Below are 15,482 nucleotides of genomic sequence, written 5' to 3'. Positions count from 1 at the left end.
CGTCTCCTCGTATCAGCGGCGATCAGCGCCGGACCTTGCTGGCGAACAGCCCCTGGGGCCGGAACATGAGAATCCCCACCACGGTCATCAGCGTGATGACCTTGGCCATCGAGCCGGACAGGAAGAAGGACAGGATGGATTGCGACTGGGCGATGCCGAAGGCGGACGCCACGGTGCCCAGCAGGCTGGCTGCCCCGCCGAAGACGACGACCAGGAAGGTGTCCACGATGTAGAGCGACCCGGTGGTGGGGCCCGTAGAGGCGATGGTGGTAAAGGCGGCACCCGCCACACCGGCGATCCCGCAGCCGAGGGCAAACGTCAGGCGGTCCACACGTTCGGTATTGATACCCGCGGCGTTGGCCATCATTCGGTTCTGGGTGGTCGCACGGACCTTGATGCCCCAGCGTGAGCGGTACAGCAGGAAGAAAACGGCAATGGTCAGGACAATGGTGATGCCTACCACCAGCAGACCGTTCAATGGAATATCCACCATGTCAGTGGCCTGGTAGGAGCCCATCAGCCAGTCTGGCATGACTACGCTCTTCTCGCGCGGACCGAAGGTGGAACGGAAAATCTGCTGCATGATCAGACCCAGACCCCAGGTCGCCAGCAACGTATCCAGCGGCCGGTTGTAAAGGAACCGTATGAGAAAGCGCTCCACTAGGTAGCCCAATATGAAGGTCCCCACGAAGGCGAGGACGATCGCCACGGGGAAATAGTAATCCAGCAGGAAGGGCCACACATCGGAGGCCACGTAGGACACCAGGTAGGTGATGTAAGCCCCCAGTGTCAGGAATTCACCATGGGCCATGTTGATCACGCCCATCTGTCCAAAAATTATCGCCAGCCCCAGGGCCATCAGCAGGAACACGCAAAACAGACTGAGGCCACTGAACCCCTGCATCAGAAAGATTGCGGTCAGTTCCTCTCCGGTATAACCACCCATGATCAGTCCTCCCTCGGACCGGGGTGCAGACCCGTTTCTGCACCCACTCTGTGTATTGCTTCAAACGTTTCTTTTCAGTCAGGACAACGCCAGGATCGGCGACGCCCGGGATGACTCCCGGGCGTCTATGGCGCTTACTGGTAGCCTTCCGGGAAGGGGTTCGGCTTGATCACGTCGGATTCCCACACCACGTCGGCCTGGCCATCGGCTTTCCACTGGCCAATGCGGGTGCGCATCCACAGGTGGTGGTTCTTGTCGACTTTCAGGTAGCCGTGCGGGGAGTTGTCCCACTCCATATCCGGGGAGGCGGCGACCACCTTGTCCACGTCGAAGCTGCCGGCGGCTTCCACCGCACGCTTCCACAGCCACGGGCCGAGGTAGGCGGATTCGGTCACGTCACCGATCACGGCGTCCTCGCCATACTTCTTCTTGAAGGCAGCGACGAATTCCTTGTTGCCCGGCAGATCCAGGCTCTGGAAGTACTTCATGGAGGAGTACAGACCTTCGACGTTCTCGCCGCCGATACCCAGCACTTCATCCTCGGTCACGGAGATGGTCAGCATGGGCTGTTTCTTGAAGGTCAGGCCGGCGGCGTTGAGCTGCTTGAACCAGGCCACGTTGGAACCACCGACAACCGCGCCGAAGACCAGGTCCGGCTTCTTCAGCTTGATCTTGTTGATCAGCGAGCCGAACTGGGTGCTGCCCAGGGGGTAGTACTCTTCACCCACGACCTTGCCGTGCAGCACGTTCTCGATGTGCTTGCGGGCAATCTTCATGGACGTACGCGGCCAGATGTAGTCGGAACCGACCAGGTAGAAGGTCTTGGCACCGAGCTTGTCGTGGGCCCAGTTCAGGCCCGCCAGGATCTGCTGGGTGGCTTCCTGGCCGGTGTAGAACACGTTGTGGGATTCTTCCAGCCCCTCATAGAAGGTCGGGTAGTACAGCAGGCCGTTGTCCTTCTCGAACACCGGCAGGACGGCTTTACGGGACGCGGAAGTCCAGCAACCGAAGACGGTGGCGACCTTGTCCCGCTCCAGCAGCTTGTGGGACTTCTCGGCGAAAGTCGGCCAGTCAGAAGCGCCGTCCTCCTGGATGATCTTGATCTGACGTCCCAGCACCCCGCCCTGGGCGTTGATCTGCTCGATGGCGAGCTTCTCGGCCTGGACCGAACCGGTCTCACTGATGGCCATGGTGCCGGTCAGTGAGTGAAGAATGCCGACGGTGACCGTGTCATCGGTGACCGCCAAACCGGTGGTGTTCACCTCGGACGTGGCCGGTGCCGCGTTGGCACCCGTAGCCAGCATCACCGAGGCGGCCAATGTCATCAGACTCCGGCGCCAACCGGTGCCCCCCGACAGCGCGCGCTGATTTCCTGTCTTATCTGTCGTACCCATGGTCTTTCCTCGCATTGTTTAATGTTCGGCCTGGCGCCTACCGGGTCGCACAGCACCTACGAGGATCATTCTGTCCAGCACCGCCATGAGCGCCTATTCGACAAATACCCCACCGACCTACGTCATTTGACGCATGGGCGGCCGGTGCCCAACGCGATAAAAACGCAGTACTCCTTTCCCGCGTGCACATTCGCCTGCCGACGACGAGGCCGATGGCACGATAATTGTTGTCCGGTACCCGATAACGCCAATCGGGCTCCAGGCGCCTTAACCGCGAATCTTGCGCCCCCTTTTGGCGCACAAAAATCGGAAAAGGCACTGGATACATGGGGAAGTGGATTTACGACGGACAGGACGGGCTCTCGCTTCGCAACGGCGAAGCCTCCGAACAACAGCAACCAGGCCAGCCCATGACGGCCAGACAGCATATTTTCCGCGTACGCCGGAGCTACAATCAGTGGGTCGCCAACCAGACCCTGGAAGACTACGCCCTGCGTTTTACCGCCAAGACGGCCCGACGCTGGTCGGCCGCCCGGGTCAGCAATACCGCGCTGGGGGCGATTTCCTTCCTGGCGATGGAGGCGATCGGCGGTGCCATCACCCTGCACTACGGCTTCGACAATGCCGTGGTGGCCATCTGCGTGGTGAGCCTGATCATCTTCCTGACGGCGATTCCCATCAGCTACTACGCTGCCCGCTACGGCGTCGACATTGATCTGCTCACCCGTGGAGCAGGCTTTGGCTATATCGGCTCAACGATTACTTCGCTGATATACGCCTCGTTCACGTTTATCTTCTTTGCGCTAGAGGCGGCCATCATGGCCATGGCGCTGGAGTTGCTGTTCGGCATTCCCCTGGTGTTTGCCTACCTGATCTGCGCGCTGGTGATCATTCCCCTGGTCACCCACGGCATTACCACCATCAGCCGCTTCCAGCTCTGGACACAGCCCGCGTGGATTGTGCTGCAGCTGCTCCCCTTCGTATTCATCATCTATTCCAACGCCACTGCCGTGACGGACTGGACGCAGTTCGAGGGCATTCATCCCGAGAGCAGCGGTGGCTTCGATCTGTTGATGTTTGGCGCCGCAGCGGCGGTGGTGTTTTCGCTGATCGCCCAGATCGGCGAACAGGTGGATTTCCTGCGCTTTATCCCGGAACCCAGGGAAGGCGAGAAATCCAGATGGTGGATGGCGGTTCTAGCCGGCGGTCCAGGCTGGATCGTGATCGGCAGCCTCAAGATTCTGGCGGGCTCCTTCCTGGCGGTTCTGGCCCTGCATCAGGGCATCCCGGCCAGCGAAGCATCAGATCCGACACAAATGTACGTGGTGGCCTTCAACTTCATGACCGAGACGCCGCAAGTGGCCCTGGCCATGGCCGGGCTGTTCGTCATCCTGTGCCAGATCAAGATCAACGTCACCAACGCCTACGCCGGCTCGATTGCCTGGTCCAACTTCTTCTCCCGCCTGACCCACAGCCACCCGGGCCGGGTCGTCTGGCTGATGTTCAATGTGGCCATTGCCTTGCTGGTCATGGAGCTGGGCGTCTATCGCGCGCTGGAGGATACACTCGGGTTCTACGGCGTCATTGCCATCGCCTGGGTGGGCACGCTGGTGGCGGATCTGGTGATCAACAAGCCGCTCGGGTTCAGCCCGAAACACATCGAGTTCAAGCGAGCCCACCTCTATGACATCAACCCGGTGGGCGTGGGGGCCATGCTGCTGGCCTCGACTGCCGGACTGGTCTGTCACAGCGGTGCCCTGGGCGATGTGGCCCAGGCCCTATCGCACTTCATCACGCTCGCCACCGCGCTGGTGACCGCGCCCCTGATCGCCTGGCAGACCAAGGGCCGCTATTACCTGGCCCGGCCGCCGGTGCATATGGAGACCACCGAGGGGCTGGTGAATTGCTGCATTTGCGAGCACCGCTTCGAGCCCGAGGACGTGACCCACTGCCCGGCCTACGACGGCCATATCTGCTCCCTGTGCTGCTCACTCGACGCCCGCTGTGCCGACTTTTGTAAGCCTGGCGGCGGGTACCGGGAGCAATTCCAGAGCTTCTTCGGGCGGTACCTGCCCTCGGCCCTGATGCCCCGGCTGACCAGCCGGGTCGGCCACTTCCTGATCCTGCTGTTTGCCATCAACGGCGTGTCCGGCCTGCTGCTGTCGCTGATCTATTTCAAGACGCCGGTGGACAGCGCCGCCGCGGCACTCCTGCTCTCCGCCACGCTCTGGAAGGTGTTTTTCATCCTCATCATTGTGACTGGAGTGGTTTGCTGGCTGTTCGTGTTGGCTCACGAGAGTCGGGTCGTCGCCGAAGAAGAATCCCAGCGCCAGACGCGGCTGCTGATGGAAGAGATCGTGGCCCACGAACGCACGGACAAGGCTCTTCAGGAAGCCAAGGAGCACGCCGAAGCCGCCAACGATGCCAAGAGCCGCTACCTGACCGGCATCAGCCATGAACTGCGTTCCCCGCTGAACGCCATCCTCGGCTACGCCCAGTTGCTGGAAAACGATGAGACCATCCCGGCCAATCGCAAAGGCGCCCTGGATGTGATCCGCCGCTCGGGCGAATACCTGGCCGACCTGATCGAGGGGTTGCTGGACATTTCCAAGATCGAAGCCGGCCGGCTCGACCTGCACCGGGACCAGGTGCGCATTGCGATGCTGATGGATCAGCTGGTACACATGTTCCGGCTCCAGGCTCAGGACAAGGGCCTGCGCTTCACGTACCAGGGCCCGAAACACCTGCCGGAGTTTGTCAGTACCGATGAAAAGCGTCTGCGGCAGATCCTGATCAATCTGCTCTCCAACGCCATCAAGTACACGGATCACGGGGAGGTGAATTTCACACTGCGCTACCGCAGCCAGGTGGCGGAATTCGAGGTGCGGGACACCGGCGAAGGCATCGCCGAATCGGACATCGAGCGCATCTTCCGTCCCTTTGAGCGCGTTCGAACGGCCGGACTGAGCCGCTCGGGCACGGGCCTGGGCCTGACTATTACGCGCCTGCTGACCGAAATCATGGGGGGCGATATCGCTGTGACCAGCTCGCCCGGCCACGGCAGCGTCTTCAGGGTCAGCCTCATGCTGTCGAGCGTCGACCGCCCTCACCCGGAATCAATCACCGTGCCCACCCGAACCATCTTCGGCTACGACGGCCCGGTTCGCCGGATTGCGGTCATCGACGACGAGTCGTCACATCGTCAGCTTATCCGCGCCATGCTCTCGCCGCTGGGCTTCGAGATCCTGGAGATCGACAACTCCCTCTCCGCCTTGCAGACCGTGGAGCGGGAAAAGCCGGACCTGGTGTTACTGGACATCTCCATGCCGGGCTTTACCGGCTGGGAGATCCTCGACCAGATCCGTGGCGCTCGCCTGGAGCTGCCGGTGGTCATGGTCTCCGCCGATGCCAGCGAAGGCCGGCACCAGCTGCAAAGCCCACCGTTGTATGACGGCTACGTTGTCAAACCGGTGCGACTGAACCTCTTGCTGGATCGTATCGGCGAACTGCTCAAACTGAGCTGGCGCTACGAAAGGACGCCCAGCGAGAAGACCGATACCGCGTTCTATCCGTCAACCATCAACCGCCTCCCCGAACCGGCCCACCAGCAGCGTCTGGTGGAGCTGGCTTCAATCGGCCATCGCAAAGGACTGCTCGAAGCACTGCACAGCATGCGCGTGCATGGAGACGCCGACACCCCGTTGCTCGATCAACTGACCGAGCTGACCGAGAACTTCCGGTTTGACGAGATCATCTCCCTGCTACAGGTAACCCGTGATGAATGCTGCGAGTGAACAACGTACCGTTGTGCTGGTTGTCGACGATGCGGTGGACAGCATCCGCATGATCAACGACGTGCTGGAAGAAGCCGGCATGACCGTGTTGGTGGCGCTCGAAGGCGCCCAGGCCCTGACCATCACCCAGAACATTGCACCAGACATCATCCTGCTCGATGCGATCATGCCCAACATGGACGGCTTCGAAACCTGCCGGCGCTTGCGTGAGCGCAGTGAGCTGATGGACGTGCCCATCATTTTCATGACCGGTCTGTCGGACACCGAGCACGTGGTGATGGGGCTCAAATCCGGCGGCGTGGACTACGTCACCAAACCCATCAATGCCAATGAGCTGGTCGCCCGGATGTCCGTGCATCTGGCCAATGCCCGCATGGCCCGCAGCGCACGCTCGGCACTGGATCATGCCGGCCAGAACCTGATGGCCGTCGATGGTCACGGGCAGCAGGTCTGGGCGACGCCGCAGGTTCAGCAGCTGCTCAAGCAGTCAGGCGCCCTCGATACCGAAACCAGCGAGCGCGTCGTTGAAACGCTCAGCACCTGGCTGGACCACGACCCGGAAAGTGGCCATAACCTGGCCCTGGATTTCCTGCCCGAACCACTGACTGCCGAATTTCTGGCCCGGATCGACCATACCAACTACCTGCTTCGACTGAGTCCCCGCAAAGGCGACAAGCATGCGACCGAGACCCTGCGCCAACGTTTCGGCCTGACCGCCCGGGAAGCGGACGTCCTGCTCTGGATCGCCAACGGCAAGACCAACCGGGAAATCGGCCAGATTCTGGAAATGAGCCCGCGCACCGTCAACAAACACCTGGAGCAGATCTTCCGCAAGCAGGCCGTCGAGAACCGCACGTCGGCCGCCGCAGCTGCCATCAAGTGTCTGGGCCGCCTGTGACGGGCGCCCGGACGAAGGGAGACTGGTGAGGCATCCTGAGAATGTGAGAGACTGTGACGGCGACTGAGGTGACAGGAGAGCGCTTCATGAATCCAGACGCCCTAGCCTTTATTTCCAGAGCGCCGGTCCTTGTGGTCGCGGGCGGTCTGGCTTGCCTTATTGCGCTGGCAGCGTTCGTTGTTCTATTCCGACAGGTGCGTCGACAGCAGGAAGAAGTCGATTATCTTGAGCGGCGCATCAATACACTCTGGCAGGAAGCCGATGCCCAGGTCGGCAACGATGGCGATAAGTCGGACGCTCCATCGGTCGATGCCCGGCCACGGGCGGGCGTTTCCGCGACGGAAAGAGCGGCCTACGATACATTGTGGCCCCTCGCGTGGGAGCTGCACGACCGGATCGGCACTTTCCTGCGCGCCATCGATCATCACGAGCCGATCAGCGATACCCGTCTCGCGGCCCGTCATGCGGCCCTCGACCTACGGCGGGAAACCAACCGCCTGCGCCCGTTTATCGATGCCGATATCGATCACCTGCTGCACCAGCTGCTTGATGCCGAGGTCAAGGCGCATCTGGCCGCCTGTCAGTTCCTCGACAACCGGGATGCCCGGGCGCGTGAAGGCAGTGAAAACAGCAGCCGCTGGCAATGGCAGGAACATCATGAGCAGGAAGCGGTCGAGCTGATGAACCAGCTAGTGACGGCCATCAGGAAGCGCGTGCTCTAGCGTCCCTGCGTCTGCCAGGTCCATATACGCGCCATGAACACCCATGGCTTCACCGTTTTCCCGATCGACTGGCACGTAACGCGGCGGCATAGGCTTCGTTCCCCCAGGCCATCATCTGCTCCGGATCCTCAAAGACCTCCTCAGGTGCCTGGCGGTAGGACATCGCAATGCGCTTCCCCTGGCGCTGGATCGTGAAGGGCTCCAGACCCCGGGCAACAAACGCCGGCTCACTCTGGGCATCGAACTTCAAATAGAGCGTCTGCCCGGAAATCAGCGCAAACATGATGTCCCCCAGAAAGAGGCCATGGCCCCCGAACATCCTCTTGGCCTGAACCGGCCCAACCCCCTGCAGCTGATCGACCACAAACGTTACAAACTCGATCTTTGCGTCCTTGACCACGGCAATCTCCTTCCGCCCGTGTCGGATTTAATCCGTCAATAATTTGTCCAAACTGCATTCCGTTGAACTTAAAAGCACCGCCTTCACTTTTAATACACTGTTTATAATGACCTTTACAGGATGGGCACGATACATGCTTGAACGACCACAATGCGAGCGAGAGTACCGTTATGCCCTCTAATCCCACATCCCTGACAAACGCCGGATCTGAGCGCGCTCAGGCCCTGGCCGACCTGGAGCGTCTGAGTCTTCAGTGGCAGCGTGATGATGACGTTTTCATGCGCCTGTGCCGTCGGATGACGACCACGCTGGACCTCCAGGAACTCATGGCCATTTTCGCCGAAGAGCTGGCCTCCGTGGTTCCGTTCGACCGCCTGACCTATCAGAACACCACCGACGGCCAGCCTGTCGAGATCAAGATTGGTCAGGGTGGCAATCATCGGTGTGAGTATGGCCTGAATCTGGCCGGCGAGCACTTCGGCATGTTGAGCATCTTTCGCCGGATGCGCTTCGCCGAACAGGAGCAGACGGTCATCGAGCAGATGCTGGGGACGGCAATTCACTCGATCCGGAATGCCTGTCGCTATGATGCGGTACACCGCGCGTCCCTCACCGATGTCGTCACCGGCATCCCCAACAAGCGGGCGTTTGAAGATGCGCTGGGCCGCGAAGCCTCACTCGGCAATCGTCACGGTGAGCGCTGTGCGTTGATCCTGTGCGATCTGGATCATTTCAAATCGATCAACGACCGCTATGGCCACCTGGCCGGCGACCAGATTCTGCGGGCGACGGCACTGGCAATCGAAGACGCCACCCGCTGCACGGATACGGTATACCGGATTGGTGGTGAGGAATTCGGGATCATATTGCCGCATATTGGCGACAAGGAATGTGCACTGGTGGCTGATCGCATCCGCGAGGCCATCACCTGCATCACCCTGGACAGCGAAGGGGAGCCGGTCCGCGTGACGGCCAGTGCGGGCTTTGGTATCCAGTCCCGTGGTGAGTCCGCCGATGCGTGGTTCAAGCGCGCTGACGAGGCGCTGTACCAGGCCAAATCCGATGGCCGCGACTGCACCCGTCAGGCGCGACCCGCCCAGAACTCCGATATCACCTTCATCGACAGTAACCGCCGCAACCGCGGCGATTAGACCGACGCCAACGCCCACGGAACGGGCGACTCCCTAGTGTTTCGGCGCCTTGCGACGTCCCATCGGGGACTTGCGACGGGCATCCCCTTTCTTTTCCTGACGCTCTTCCGCCTTGTGCTCCGCTCGGGTAAACACGCCCCCCTTACGATAGCTGCCGGAACCCCGGGACGGCTTCTTGCGCTGTTGCCGACGCTGGGTACGGGCTTCTCCCGGCGTTTTCGCCGGTAGCGCCAGTGGATCCAGGCCAACCGCCCGACTCAGGGCATCGACACCGCGCTGATCCATTTCCTCCCAGCGCCCCATGCTGAGACGACTGGGCAACATGGCCGGCCCGAAACGGACCCGCTTCAGGCGACTGACCTTGACGCCCTGGGACTCCCACAGCCGCCGGACTTCCCGGTTACGCCCCTCGAACAAGGTGACATGGAACCAGTGGTTAATCCCTGAGCCGCCGGCGCTGGAAATATCCGAGAAGCTCGCCATGCCGTCATCCAGCAGGACGCCTTCCAGCAATCGATCCGTCATCGCCTCGTCCACTTCCCCGAAGATACGCACCGCATACTCCCGGTCCACCTGATAGGACGGATGCATCAGGCGATTGGCCAGCTCGCCGTCGGTGGTGAACAGCATCAGGCCGGTGGTATTGATATCGAGCCGGCCAATCGCGATCCAGCGCTGATCCTTGAGACGCGGCAGGCGATCAAAAACCGTCGGACGCCCCTCCGGATCGTTACGGGTAGTCACTTCGCCTTCGGGCTTGTTGTACATCAACACGCGACGAACCGGCGCCTGGGCCGCTTCGATGCTGACGGGTTTGCCGTCGATGAAAATGTGGTCGTCCACGGTGACCTTCTGACCCGGAACGGCGATCGCCTTATTGACGGTAATCCGCCCGGCTTCGATCCACGCTTCAACTTCCCGACGCGAACCGACGCCGGCCCGCGAGAGAACCTTCTGCAGACGCTCGGGCGGCAACACCTGACGTGTGGGCTTCTGCTTATCCGCGGACGGCCGCTGGCCGCGGCTCGACTGCGCGTCGCGCTTCTGCGACATGGTATGTTTCCTTCAGAGTGCCCGGACCGACCTCAGTGGACGGTCCCGGAAATGGATTCATTGTGGTCGTCGCCGGAATCGTCGTCTCTGTCTTCCGGGACGGACTTCGGATCGTCAAACTGGATTTCGGCCTGGATCTTCTGCTCGACCTCACGCCCGATCTCCTCGAGATCACGAATTTCCGACAGGGGCGGCAGCTGCTCCAGCGATGTCATGTTGAAGTAGTCAAGAAACTGACGGGTTGTGGCGTACATGGCCGGCCGCCCCGGGACGTCTTTGTGGCCGACGACACGCACCCATTCTCGCTCCATGAGCGTCCGGATGATATTGCTGCTAACCGTAACCCCGCGAATGTCTTCGATTTCACCCCGGGTGATGGGCTGGCGATAGGCAATCAGAGCCAGGGTTTCCAGCAGCGCCCGGGAATAACGCTGCGGTTTTTCTTCGAACAGCCGGCCGACCCAGCGGGCATAGTCTTCACGAATCTGGAATCGATAACCGCTGGACACCTTGCACAGGGTGTAGCTGCGATCTTCACAGGCCTGCTCCAGCTGGCTGAGGGCATGCTCCATCACCTGGCGGGCCGGGCGCTCTTCTTCACTGAACAGCTCACGCAGCTGATCCAGATTCAGGGGCTTGCCAGCGGCGAGCAGCGCGGCTTCGATAATCATCTGTATACGACGAATCTGTTCTTCACTCATTCCGGTTGCCCTGTGTCTCAGTTTGCCGCCCGGGCCCGTACGTGAATTGACCCGAGCACTTCGCCCTGAACCACCTCGATCAGCTGCTCCTTTACCAGCTCCAGCGTCGCCAGGAACGTCACCACAACGCCCAGTCGCCCCTCTTCGATCGTGAACAAACTCTCGAAACGAACAAAGCGGTCGCCGGACAGGCTGGACAGAATATGGGACATACGCTCGCGGGTGGACAGCTTTTCCCGCTCAACGTGGTGGCTGGTGAACAGATCCGCCCGGCGAATGACGTCGCGCAACGCCAACAGCATGTCTTTCAGCTCCACGTCCGGATGCACCTGGCTCTGCGGCAGGCGAGGCAGTGAGGCTGACGTGGCGTAAGTATCCCGCTCCATACGCGGCAGCTCATCCAGATCCTCAGCGGCTTTCTTGAAGCGCTCGTATTGCTGGAGCCGGCGGATCAGTTCGGCGCGGGGATCAAGGTCTTCCTCGTCCTCACTCTCCTGGCGCGGCAGCAGCATGCGCGACTTGATTTCCGCCAGGGTGGCCGCCATCACCAGGTATTCCGCAGCCAGCTCGAAGCGCATGGCCTCGATGGCGTTGATGTAATCCATGTACTGACGGGTGATCTCGCTGACATCGATATCGAGGATATCCATGTTCTGACGGCGAATCAGGTAAAGCAGCAGATCGAGAGGCCCCTCAAAGGCCTCCAGAAAAACGGCCAGCGCGTCCGGCGGGATGTAGAGATCCTGCGGTAGGTCCTTGACGGGCTGGCCCGCCACCCGGGCCACGGAGGCGATATCCGGCGTATCGGTGCCCGACGCCGTCTGAGTTGCCTCAGACGTCTGGGGTTCCGAGGTATCCTGGACCTGCTGATCGTCAGTCATCGCCGCTCCCGGGCCAGTGCTTGTCCACCGCGATCAGCGGTAGGACAGCCCCATGGCATGACGCACTTCGTCCAGAGTTTCCCGCGCCGCATCGCGCGCATGCTCGCAGCCTTCCTCGATAATCGAGCGAATCAGCTCCGGATTGCTCTCGTATTCCCTGGCCCGCTCATGCAGCGGACGCTGCTCTTCAACGATGGCGTCGATCAACGGCTTCTTGCAGTCCAGGCAGCCAATACCGGCGCTCCGGCAGCCGGTCTGAACCCATTCCTGGGTGTCGCTGTCGGAATAGACCTTGTGCAGCCCCCAGACCGGGCACTTCTCCGGCTCGCCCGGATCGGTCCGACGAACCCGCTGCGGATCGGTCTGCATGACGCGGATCTTCTGTGCGACGGCGTCCGGCTCTTCGCGCAGGCCAATGGTGTTCTGGTAGGACTTGGACATTTTCTGACCGTCCAGGCCCGGCATTTTGGAATCCGGCGTCAGCAGTGGTTGCGGCTCCGGCAGAATGACCTTACCGCCACCCTCGATGTAGCCGTAGAGGCGCTCACTGTCGCCCATGGAAATGTTCTGCTGCTCCTTGAGCAAGGCCCGAGCCCGGTCCAGGGCCTCTACATCGCCCTCTTCCTGATACTTGCGCTTCAGCTCGCGATAGAGCTTGGCGTTCTTCTTGCCCATCTTGGTGATGGCGGCTTCCGCCTGCTCTTCGAAGCCCGGCTCGCGACCGTAGATGTGATTGAAACGGCGCGCGATCTCGCGGGTGATCTCCACGTGCGACACCTGATCGGCGCCCACTGGCACCCGACCGGCCCGGTACATCAGGATGTCGGCACTCTGCAGCAGCGGATAGCCGAGGAAGCCGTAGGTGGCCAGATCCTTCTCGCGCAGTTTCTCCTGCTGGTCCTTGTAAGTCGGAATCCGCTCGAGCCAGCCCAGCGGCGTGATCATCGACAGCAACAGGTGGAGCTCCGCATGCTCGGGCACCTTGGACTGGATGAAGATGGTGGCCGAACCCGGATTAACGCCGGCGGCCAGCCAGTCGATCACCATTTCCCATACGCTGGACTCGATTCCGCGGGTATCGTCGTATTGCGTGGTCAGCGCATGCCAGTCGGCAACGAAGAAGAAGCACTCGAATTCATGCTGGAGTTTGACCCAGTTTTTCAGCACACCGTGGTAATGGCCAAGATGCAGTTTTCCGGTGGGACGCATACCAGACAGCACGCGCTGCTGGGGATCTACAGAACTCAAAGCATGAACTCCTTAATGGATGATACTGGAACGCTCGGTTTTCGCCTGATGGCGGTCCGATCTACCGTATTGTCTTCGCCGGGATTATAACGGATGTGGCGGTCAGGTTAACGCTAAACCCGCATCCGTCACAGACCCACTTGCTGCGAAGTCAGCCCAGTTTAAACGAAAAAACCCCCGCTCTCTCCCCGAAGGGAGAAAACAGGGGTTCTTTTTCAGGCGTTGGCTCTTACCAGCCAGTGACCTCTTTCAGCGCCTGACCGATTTCGGCCAGACTGCGAACGGTCTTGACGCCCGCATCTTCCAGAGCCGCAAACTTGTCGTCTGCAGTGCCCTTGCCACCGGCAATGATCGCGCCGGCGTGGCCCATGCGCTTGCCCGGAGGCGCCGTCACACCGGCGATGTAAGACACAACCGGCTTGGTCACGTTGTCCTTGATGAACGCCGCGGCTTCCTCTTCGGCTGTGCCACCGATCTCACCGATCATGACGATCGCCTGAGTCTCGGGGTCGTCCTGCAGCAGCTTCAGCATGTCGATGAAGTTGGAGCCCGGAATCGGGTCACCACCGATACCGATACAGGTGGACTGGCCGTAGCCGAAGTCAGTGGTCTGCTTGACCGCTTCATAAGTCAGGGTACCGGAACGGGAAACGATACCGACCTTGCCCTTCTTATGGATATGGCCCGGCATGATGCCGATCTTGCACTCGTCCGGAGTGATCACGCCCGGGCAGTTCGGGCCGATCATACGCACGCCTTTGCGATCGACGTACTCTTTTGCGTAGAGCATGTCGATGGTCGGGATGCCTTCGGTGATGCAGACGATCAACTCAAGGCCGGCATCCGCCGCTTCGATGATGGCATCCTTACAGAAAGGCGCCGGTACGTAGATCACGGTCGCCTGTGCGCCCGTGGCTTCGACCGCTTCGCGAACGGTGTTAAAGACCGGCAGACCCAGATGCTCGGTACCGCCTTTCCCGGGAGAGACACCGCCAACCATTTTGGTGCCGTACTCAATCGCCTGCTCAGAGTGGAAGGTGCCTTGTGCACCGGTAAAACCCTGGCAGATCACTTTGGTGTCTTTATTGATCAGGACGCTCATTACTTACCTCCCGCGGCTTTAACGACTTGCTGTGCAGCATCCGTCAGACTGGTAGCCGCGATGATGTTCAGGCCACTGTCTGCCAGTACCTTGGAACCCAGTTCGGCATTGTTGCCTTCCAGGCGAACCACGACAGGTACTTTCACGCCGACTTCTTTCACGGCGCCGATGATGCCTTCCGCGATCATGTCGCAACGGACAATACCGCCGAAGATGTTGACCAGAACCGCCTTGACGGCGTCATCGGACAGGATGATCTTGAACGCTTCGGTCACACGCTCTTTGGTCGCGCCACCGCCCACATCGAGGAAGTTGGCCGGCTGACCGCCGTTCAGTTTAACGATGTCCATGGTGCCCATGGCCAGGCCAGCGCCGTTAACCATGCAACCGATGTTGCCTTCCAGAGCGACGTAGTTCAGCTCCCACTTCGCGGCATCGGCTTCGCGCTGATCTTCCTGGGAAGGATCGTGCATCTCGCGAATCTGCGGCTGACGGTACAGGGCGTTGCCGTCAACGCCGATCTTCGCGTCCAGGCAGTGCAGGTTGCCTGCCGGGGTGATGACCAGCGGGTTGATTTCCAACAGAGCCAGGTCCTTGTCTTCGAACAGCTTGGCCAGACCCAGGAAAATCTTGACGAATTGCTTGATCTGGTCGCCCTTCAGGCCCAGTTTGAAAGCCAGCTCACGACCCTGGTACGGCTGTGCGCCGACCAGCGGATCGACTTCCGCTTTCAGGATCTTCTCAGGGGTTTCCTCAGCCACCGTCTCGATCTCGACACCACCTTCAGTAGAGGCCATGAAAACGATACGACGTGAGCCACGATCAACAACCGCACCCAGGTACAGTTCCTGGTCGATGTCGGTCAGATCTTCAACCAGGATCTTGCTGACCGGCTGGCCCTTCTCATCCGTCTGATAAGTGACCAGGTTACGGCCCAGCCAGTACTCGGCAAACTCGCGGATCTCGTCCTTGCTGCTGACCAGCTTGACGCCCCCGGCCTTGCCCCGGCCACCGGCGTGAACCTGGGCCTTCACAACCCAGCGCTCACCGCCAATCTCAGCAGCTGCAGCGACGGCGTCCTGCGGAGTCTCGCAGGCAATGCCTTTGGAAACCGGCAGGCCGTATTCAGCGAACAGCTGCTTGCCCTGATATTCGTGCAAATTCATAGCGTTGTCCCACTCTTATATGGAGG

At 60.7% G+C, this 15,482-nt stretch carries 13 protein-coding genes; 4 read left to right on the top strand and 9 right to left on the bottom strand.

The window, feature by feature from the left end; genetic code table 11:
- Nucleotides 1-22: 22 nt before the first annotated feature.
- Both urtB and urtA read right to left on the bottom strand, forming a co-directional pair.
- Nucleotides 23-946, bottom strand: a complete 924-nt coding sequence (gene urtB, locus J3364_RS00870; protein ID WP_349555911.1) for an urea ABC transporter permease subunit UrtB — start codon at nucleotides 944-946, stop codon at nucleotides 23-25.
- A 134-nt stretch (nucleotides 947-1,080) separates the two neighbouring features.
- Entirely contained in the window at nucleotides 1,081-2,250 is a 1,170-nt protein-coding gene (gene urtA / locus J3364_RS00865; RefSeq protein WP_502882465.1) for an urea ABC transporter substrate-binding protein, read from the bottom strand.
- Nucleotides 2,251-2,750: 500 nt separating this feature from the next.
- Here urtA and J3364_RS00860 point away from each other — a divergent pair, with 500 nt between their 5' ends.
- The 3 genes from J3364_RS00860 (at nucleotide 2,751) to J3364_RS00850 (ending at nucleotide 7,754) form a co-directional block, all read left to right on the top strand.
- Nucleotides 2,751-6,134: an ATP-binding protein gene (locus J3364_RS00860; protein WP_349556762.1), complete on the top strand. Its 3,384-nt coding sequence runs from the start codon at nucleotides 2,751-2,753 to the stop codon at nucleotides 6,132-6,134.
- Entirely contained in the window at nucleotides 6,118-7,032 is a 915-nt protein-coding gene (locus J3364_RS00855; RefSeq protein ID WP_349555908.1) for a response regulator, read from the top strand. The genes J3364_RS00860 and J3364_RS00855 overlap by 17 nt, the downstream gene beginning before the upstream one ends.
- 86 nt (nucleotides 7,033-7,118) lie before the next feature.
- A complete protein-coding gene (locus tag J3364_RS00850) occupies nucleotides 7,119-7,754 on the top strand; it encodes a hypothetical protein (RefSeq protein ID WP_349555907.1) in 636 nt (211 codons plus the stop codon).
- Between the two features lie 49 nt (nucleotides 7,755-7,803).
- On the opposite strand, the gene J3364_RS00845 is transcribed toward J3364_RS00850, so the two are convergent.
- A complete protein-coding gene (locus J3364_RS00845; protein ID WP_349555906.1) occupies nucleotides 7,804-8,154 on the bottom strand; it encodes a TfoX/Sxy family protein in 351 nt (116 codons plus the stop codon).
- Between the two features lie 170 nt (nucleotides 8,155-8,324).
- Between J3364_RS00845 and J3364_RS00840 the strand changes: the two genes are divergently transcribed.
- Nucleotides 8,325-9,305, top strand: a complete 981-nt coding sequence (locus J3364_RS00840; protein ID WP_349555905.1) for a GGDEF domain-containing protein — start codon at nucleotides 8,325-8,327, stop codon at nucleotides 9,303-9,305.
- A 33-nt stretch (nucleotides 9,306-9,338) separates the two neighbouring features.
- On the opposite strand, the gene rluB is transcribed toward J3364_RS00840, so the two are convergent.
- The 6 genes from rluB to sucC all read right to left on the bottom strand — a co-directional run bounded on the left by rluB (nucleotide 9,339) and on the right by sucC (nucleotide 15,456).
- Nucleotides 9,339-10,358, bottom strand: a complete 1,020-nt coding sequence (gene rluB, locus J3364_RS00835; protein WP_349555903.1) for a 23S rRNA pseudouridine(2605) synthase RluB — start codon at nucleotides 10,356-10,358, stop codon at nucleotides 9,339-9,341.
- A gap of 32 nt (nucleotides 10,359-10,390) precedes the next feature.
- Nucleotides 10,391-11,059 (bottom strand): SMC-Scp complex subunit ScpB, encoded by a 669-nt coding sequence (gene scpB / locus J3364_RS00830; protein ID WP_349555901.1) that lies wholly within the window; start codon nucleotides 11,057-11,059, stop codon nucleotides 10,391-10,393.
- Nucleotides 11,060-11,076: 17 nt separating this feature from the next.
- Complete coding sequence (locus tag J3364_RS00825) at nucleotides 11,077-11,940, bottom strand: segregation and condensation protein A (protein WP_349555899.1); 864 nt, start codon at nucleotides 11,938-11,940, stop codon at nucleotides 11,077-11,079.
- A gap of 33 nt (nucleotides 11,941-11,973) precedes the next feature.
- Entirely contained in the window at nucleotides 11,974-13,188 is a 1,215-nt protein-coding gene (locus J3364_RS00820) for a tryptophan--tRNA ligase (RefSeq protein WP_190294813.1), read from the bottom strand.
- A gap of 229 nt (nucleotides 13,189-13,417) precedes the next feature.
- Complete coding sequence (gene sucD, locus J3364_RS00815) at nucleotides 13,418-14,290, bottom strand: succinate--CoA ligase subunit alpha (RefSeq protein ID WP_123633401.1); 873 nt, start codon at nucleotides 14,288-14,290, stop codon at nucleotides 13,418-13,420.
- A complete protein-coding gene (gene sucC / locus J3364_RS00810; protein WP_123633402.1) occupies nucleotides 14,290-15,456 on the bottom strand; it encodes an ADP-forming succinate--CoA ligase subunit beta in 1,167 nt (388 codons plus the stop codon). Before sucC ends, sucD begins: the two co-directional genes overlap by 1 nt.
- Between the last annotated feature and the right edge of the window lie 26 nt (nucleotides 15,457-15,482).

The organism is Marinobacter sp. NFXS9, from assembly GCF_040148665.1.
In the GTDB taxonomy this organism is placed as follows: Bacteria; Pseudomonadota; Gammaproteobacteria; order Pseudomonadales; family Oleiphilaceae; genus Marinobacter_A; species Marinobacter_A mangrovi.
The sequence above is the reverse complement of the archived record's forward strand: the minus strand, read 5'-3'. Positions and strand labels throughout refer to the sequence as shown.

What these genes read in the sequence shown, in the direction of transcription:
- J3364_RS00825 (WP_349555899.1), bottom strand. Translation starts at nt 11,940, where the DNA reads ATGACTGACGATCAGCAGGTCCAGGATACCTCGGAACCCCAGACGTCT.
- J3364_RS00855 (WP_349555908.1), top strand. Translation starts at nt 6,118, where the DNA reads ATGAATGCTGCGAGTGAACAACGTACCGTTGTGCTGGTTGTCGACGAT.
- rluB (WP_349555903.1), bottom strand. Translation starts at nt 10,358, where the DNA reads ATGTCGCAGAAGCGCGACGCGCAGTCGAGCCGCGGCCAGCGGCCGTCC.
- urtB (WP_349555911.1), bottom strand. Translation starts at nt 946, where the DNA reads ATGGGTGGTTATACCGGAGAGGAACTGACCGCAATCTTTCTGATGCAG.
- sucD (WP_123633401.1), bottom strand. Translation starts at nt 14,290, where the DNA reads ATGAGCGTCCTGATCAATAAAGACACCAAAGTGATCTGCCAGGGTTTT.
- J3364_RS00840 (WP_349555905.1), top strand. Translation starts at nt 8,325, where the DNA reads ATGCCCTCTAATCCCACATCCCTGACAAACGCCGGATCTGAGCGCGCT.
- urtA (WP_502882465.1), bottom strand. Translation starts at nt 2,250, where the DNA reads ATGCTGGCTACGGGTGCCAACGCGGCACCGGCCACGTCCGAGGTGAAC.
- J3364_RS00860 (WP_349556762.1), top strand. Translation starts at nt 2,751, where the DNA reads ATGACGGCCAGACAGCATATTTTCCGCGTACGCCGGAGCTACAATCAG.
- J3364_RS00850 (WP_349555907.1), top strand. Translation starts at nt 7,119, where the DNA reads ATGAATCCAGACGCCCTAGCCTTTATTTCCAGAGCGCCGGTCCTTGTG.
- scpB (WP_349555901.1), bottom strand. Translation starts at nt 11,059, where the DNA reads ATGAGTGAAGAACAGATTCGTCGTATACAGATGATTATCGAAGCCGCG.
- sucC (WP_123633402.1), bottom strand. Translation starts at nt 15,456, where the DNA reads ATGAATTTGCACGAATATCAGGGCAAGCAGCTGTTCGCTGAATACGGC.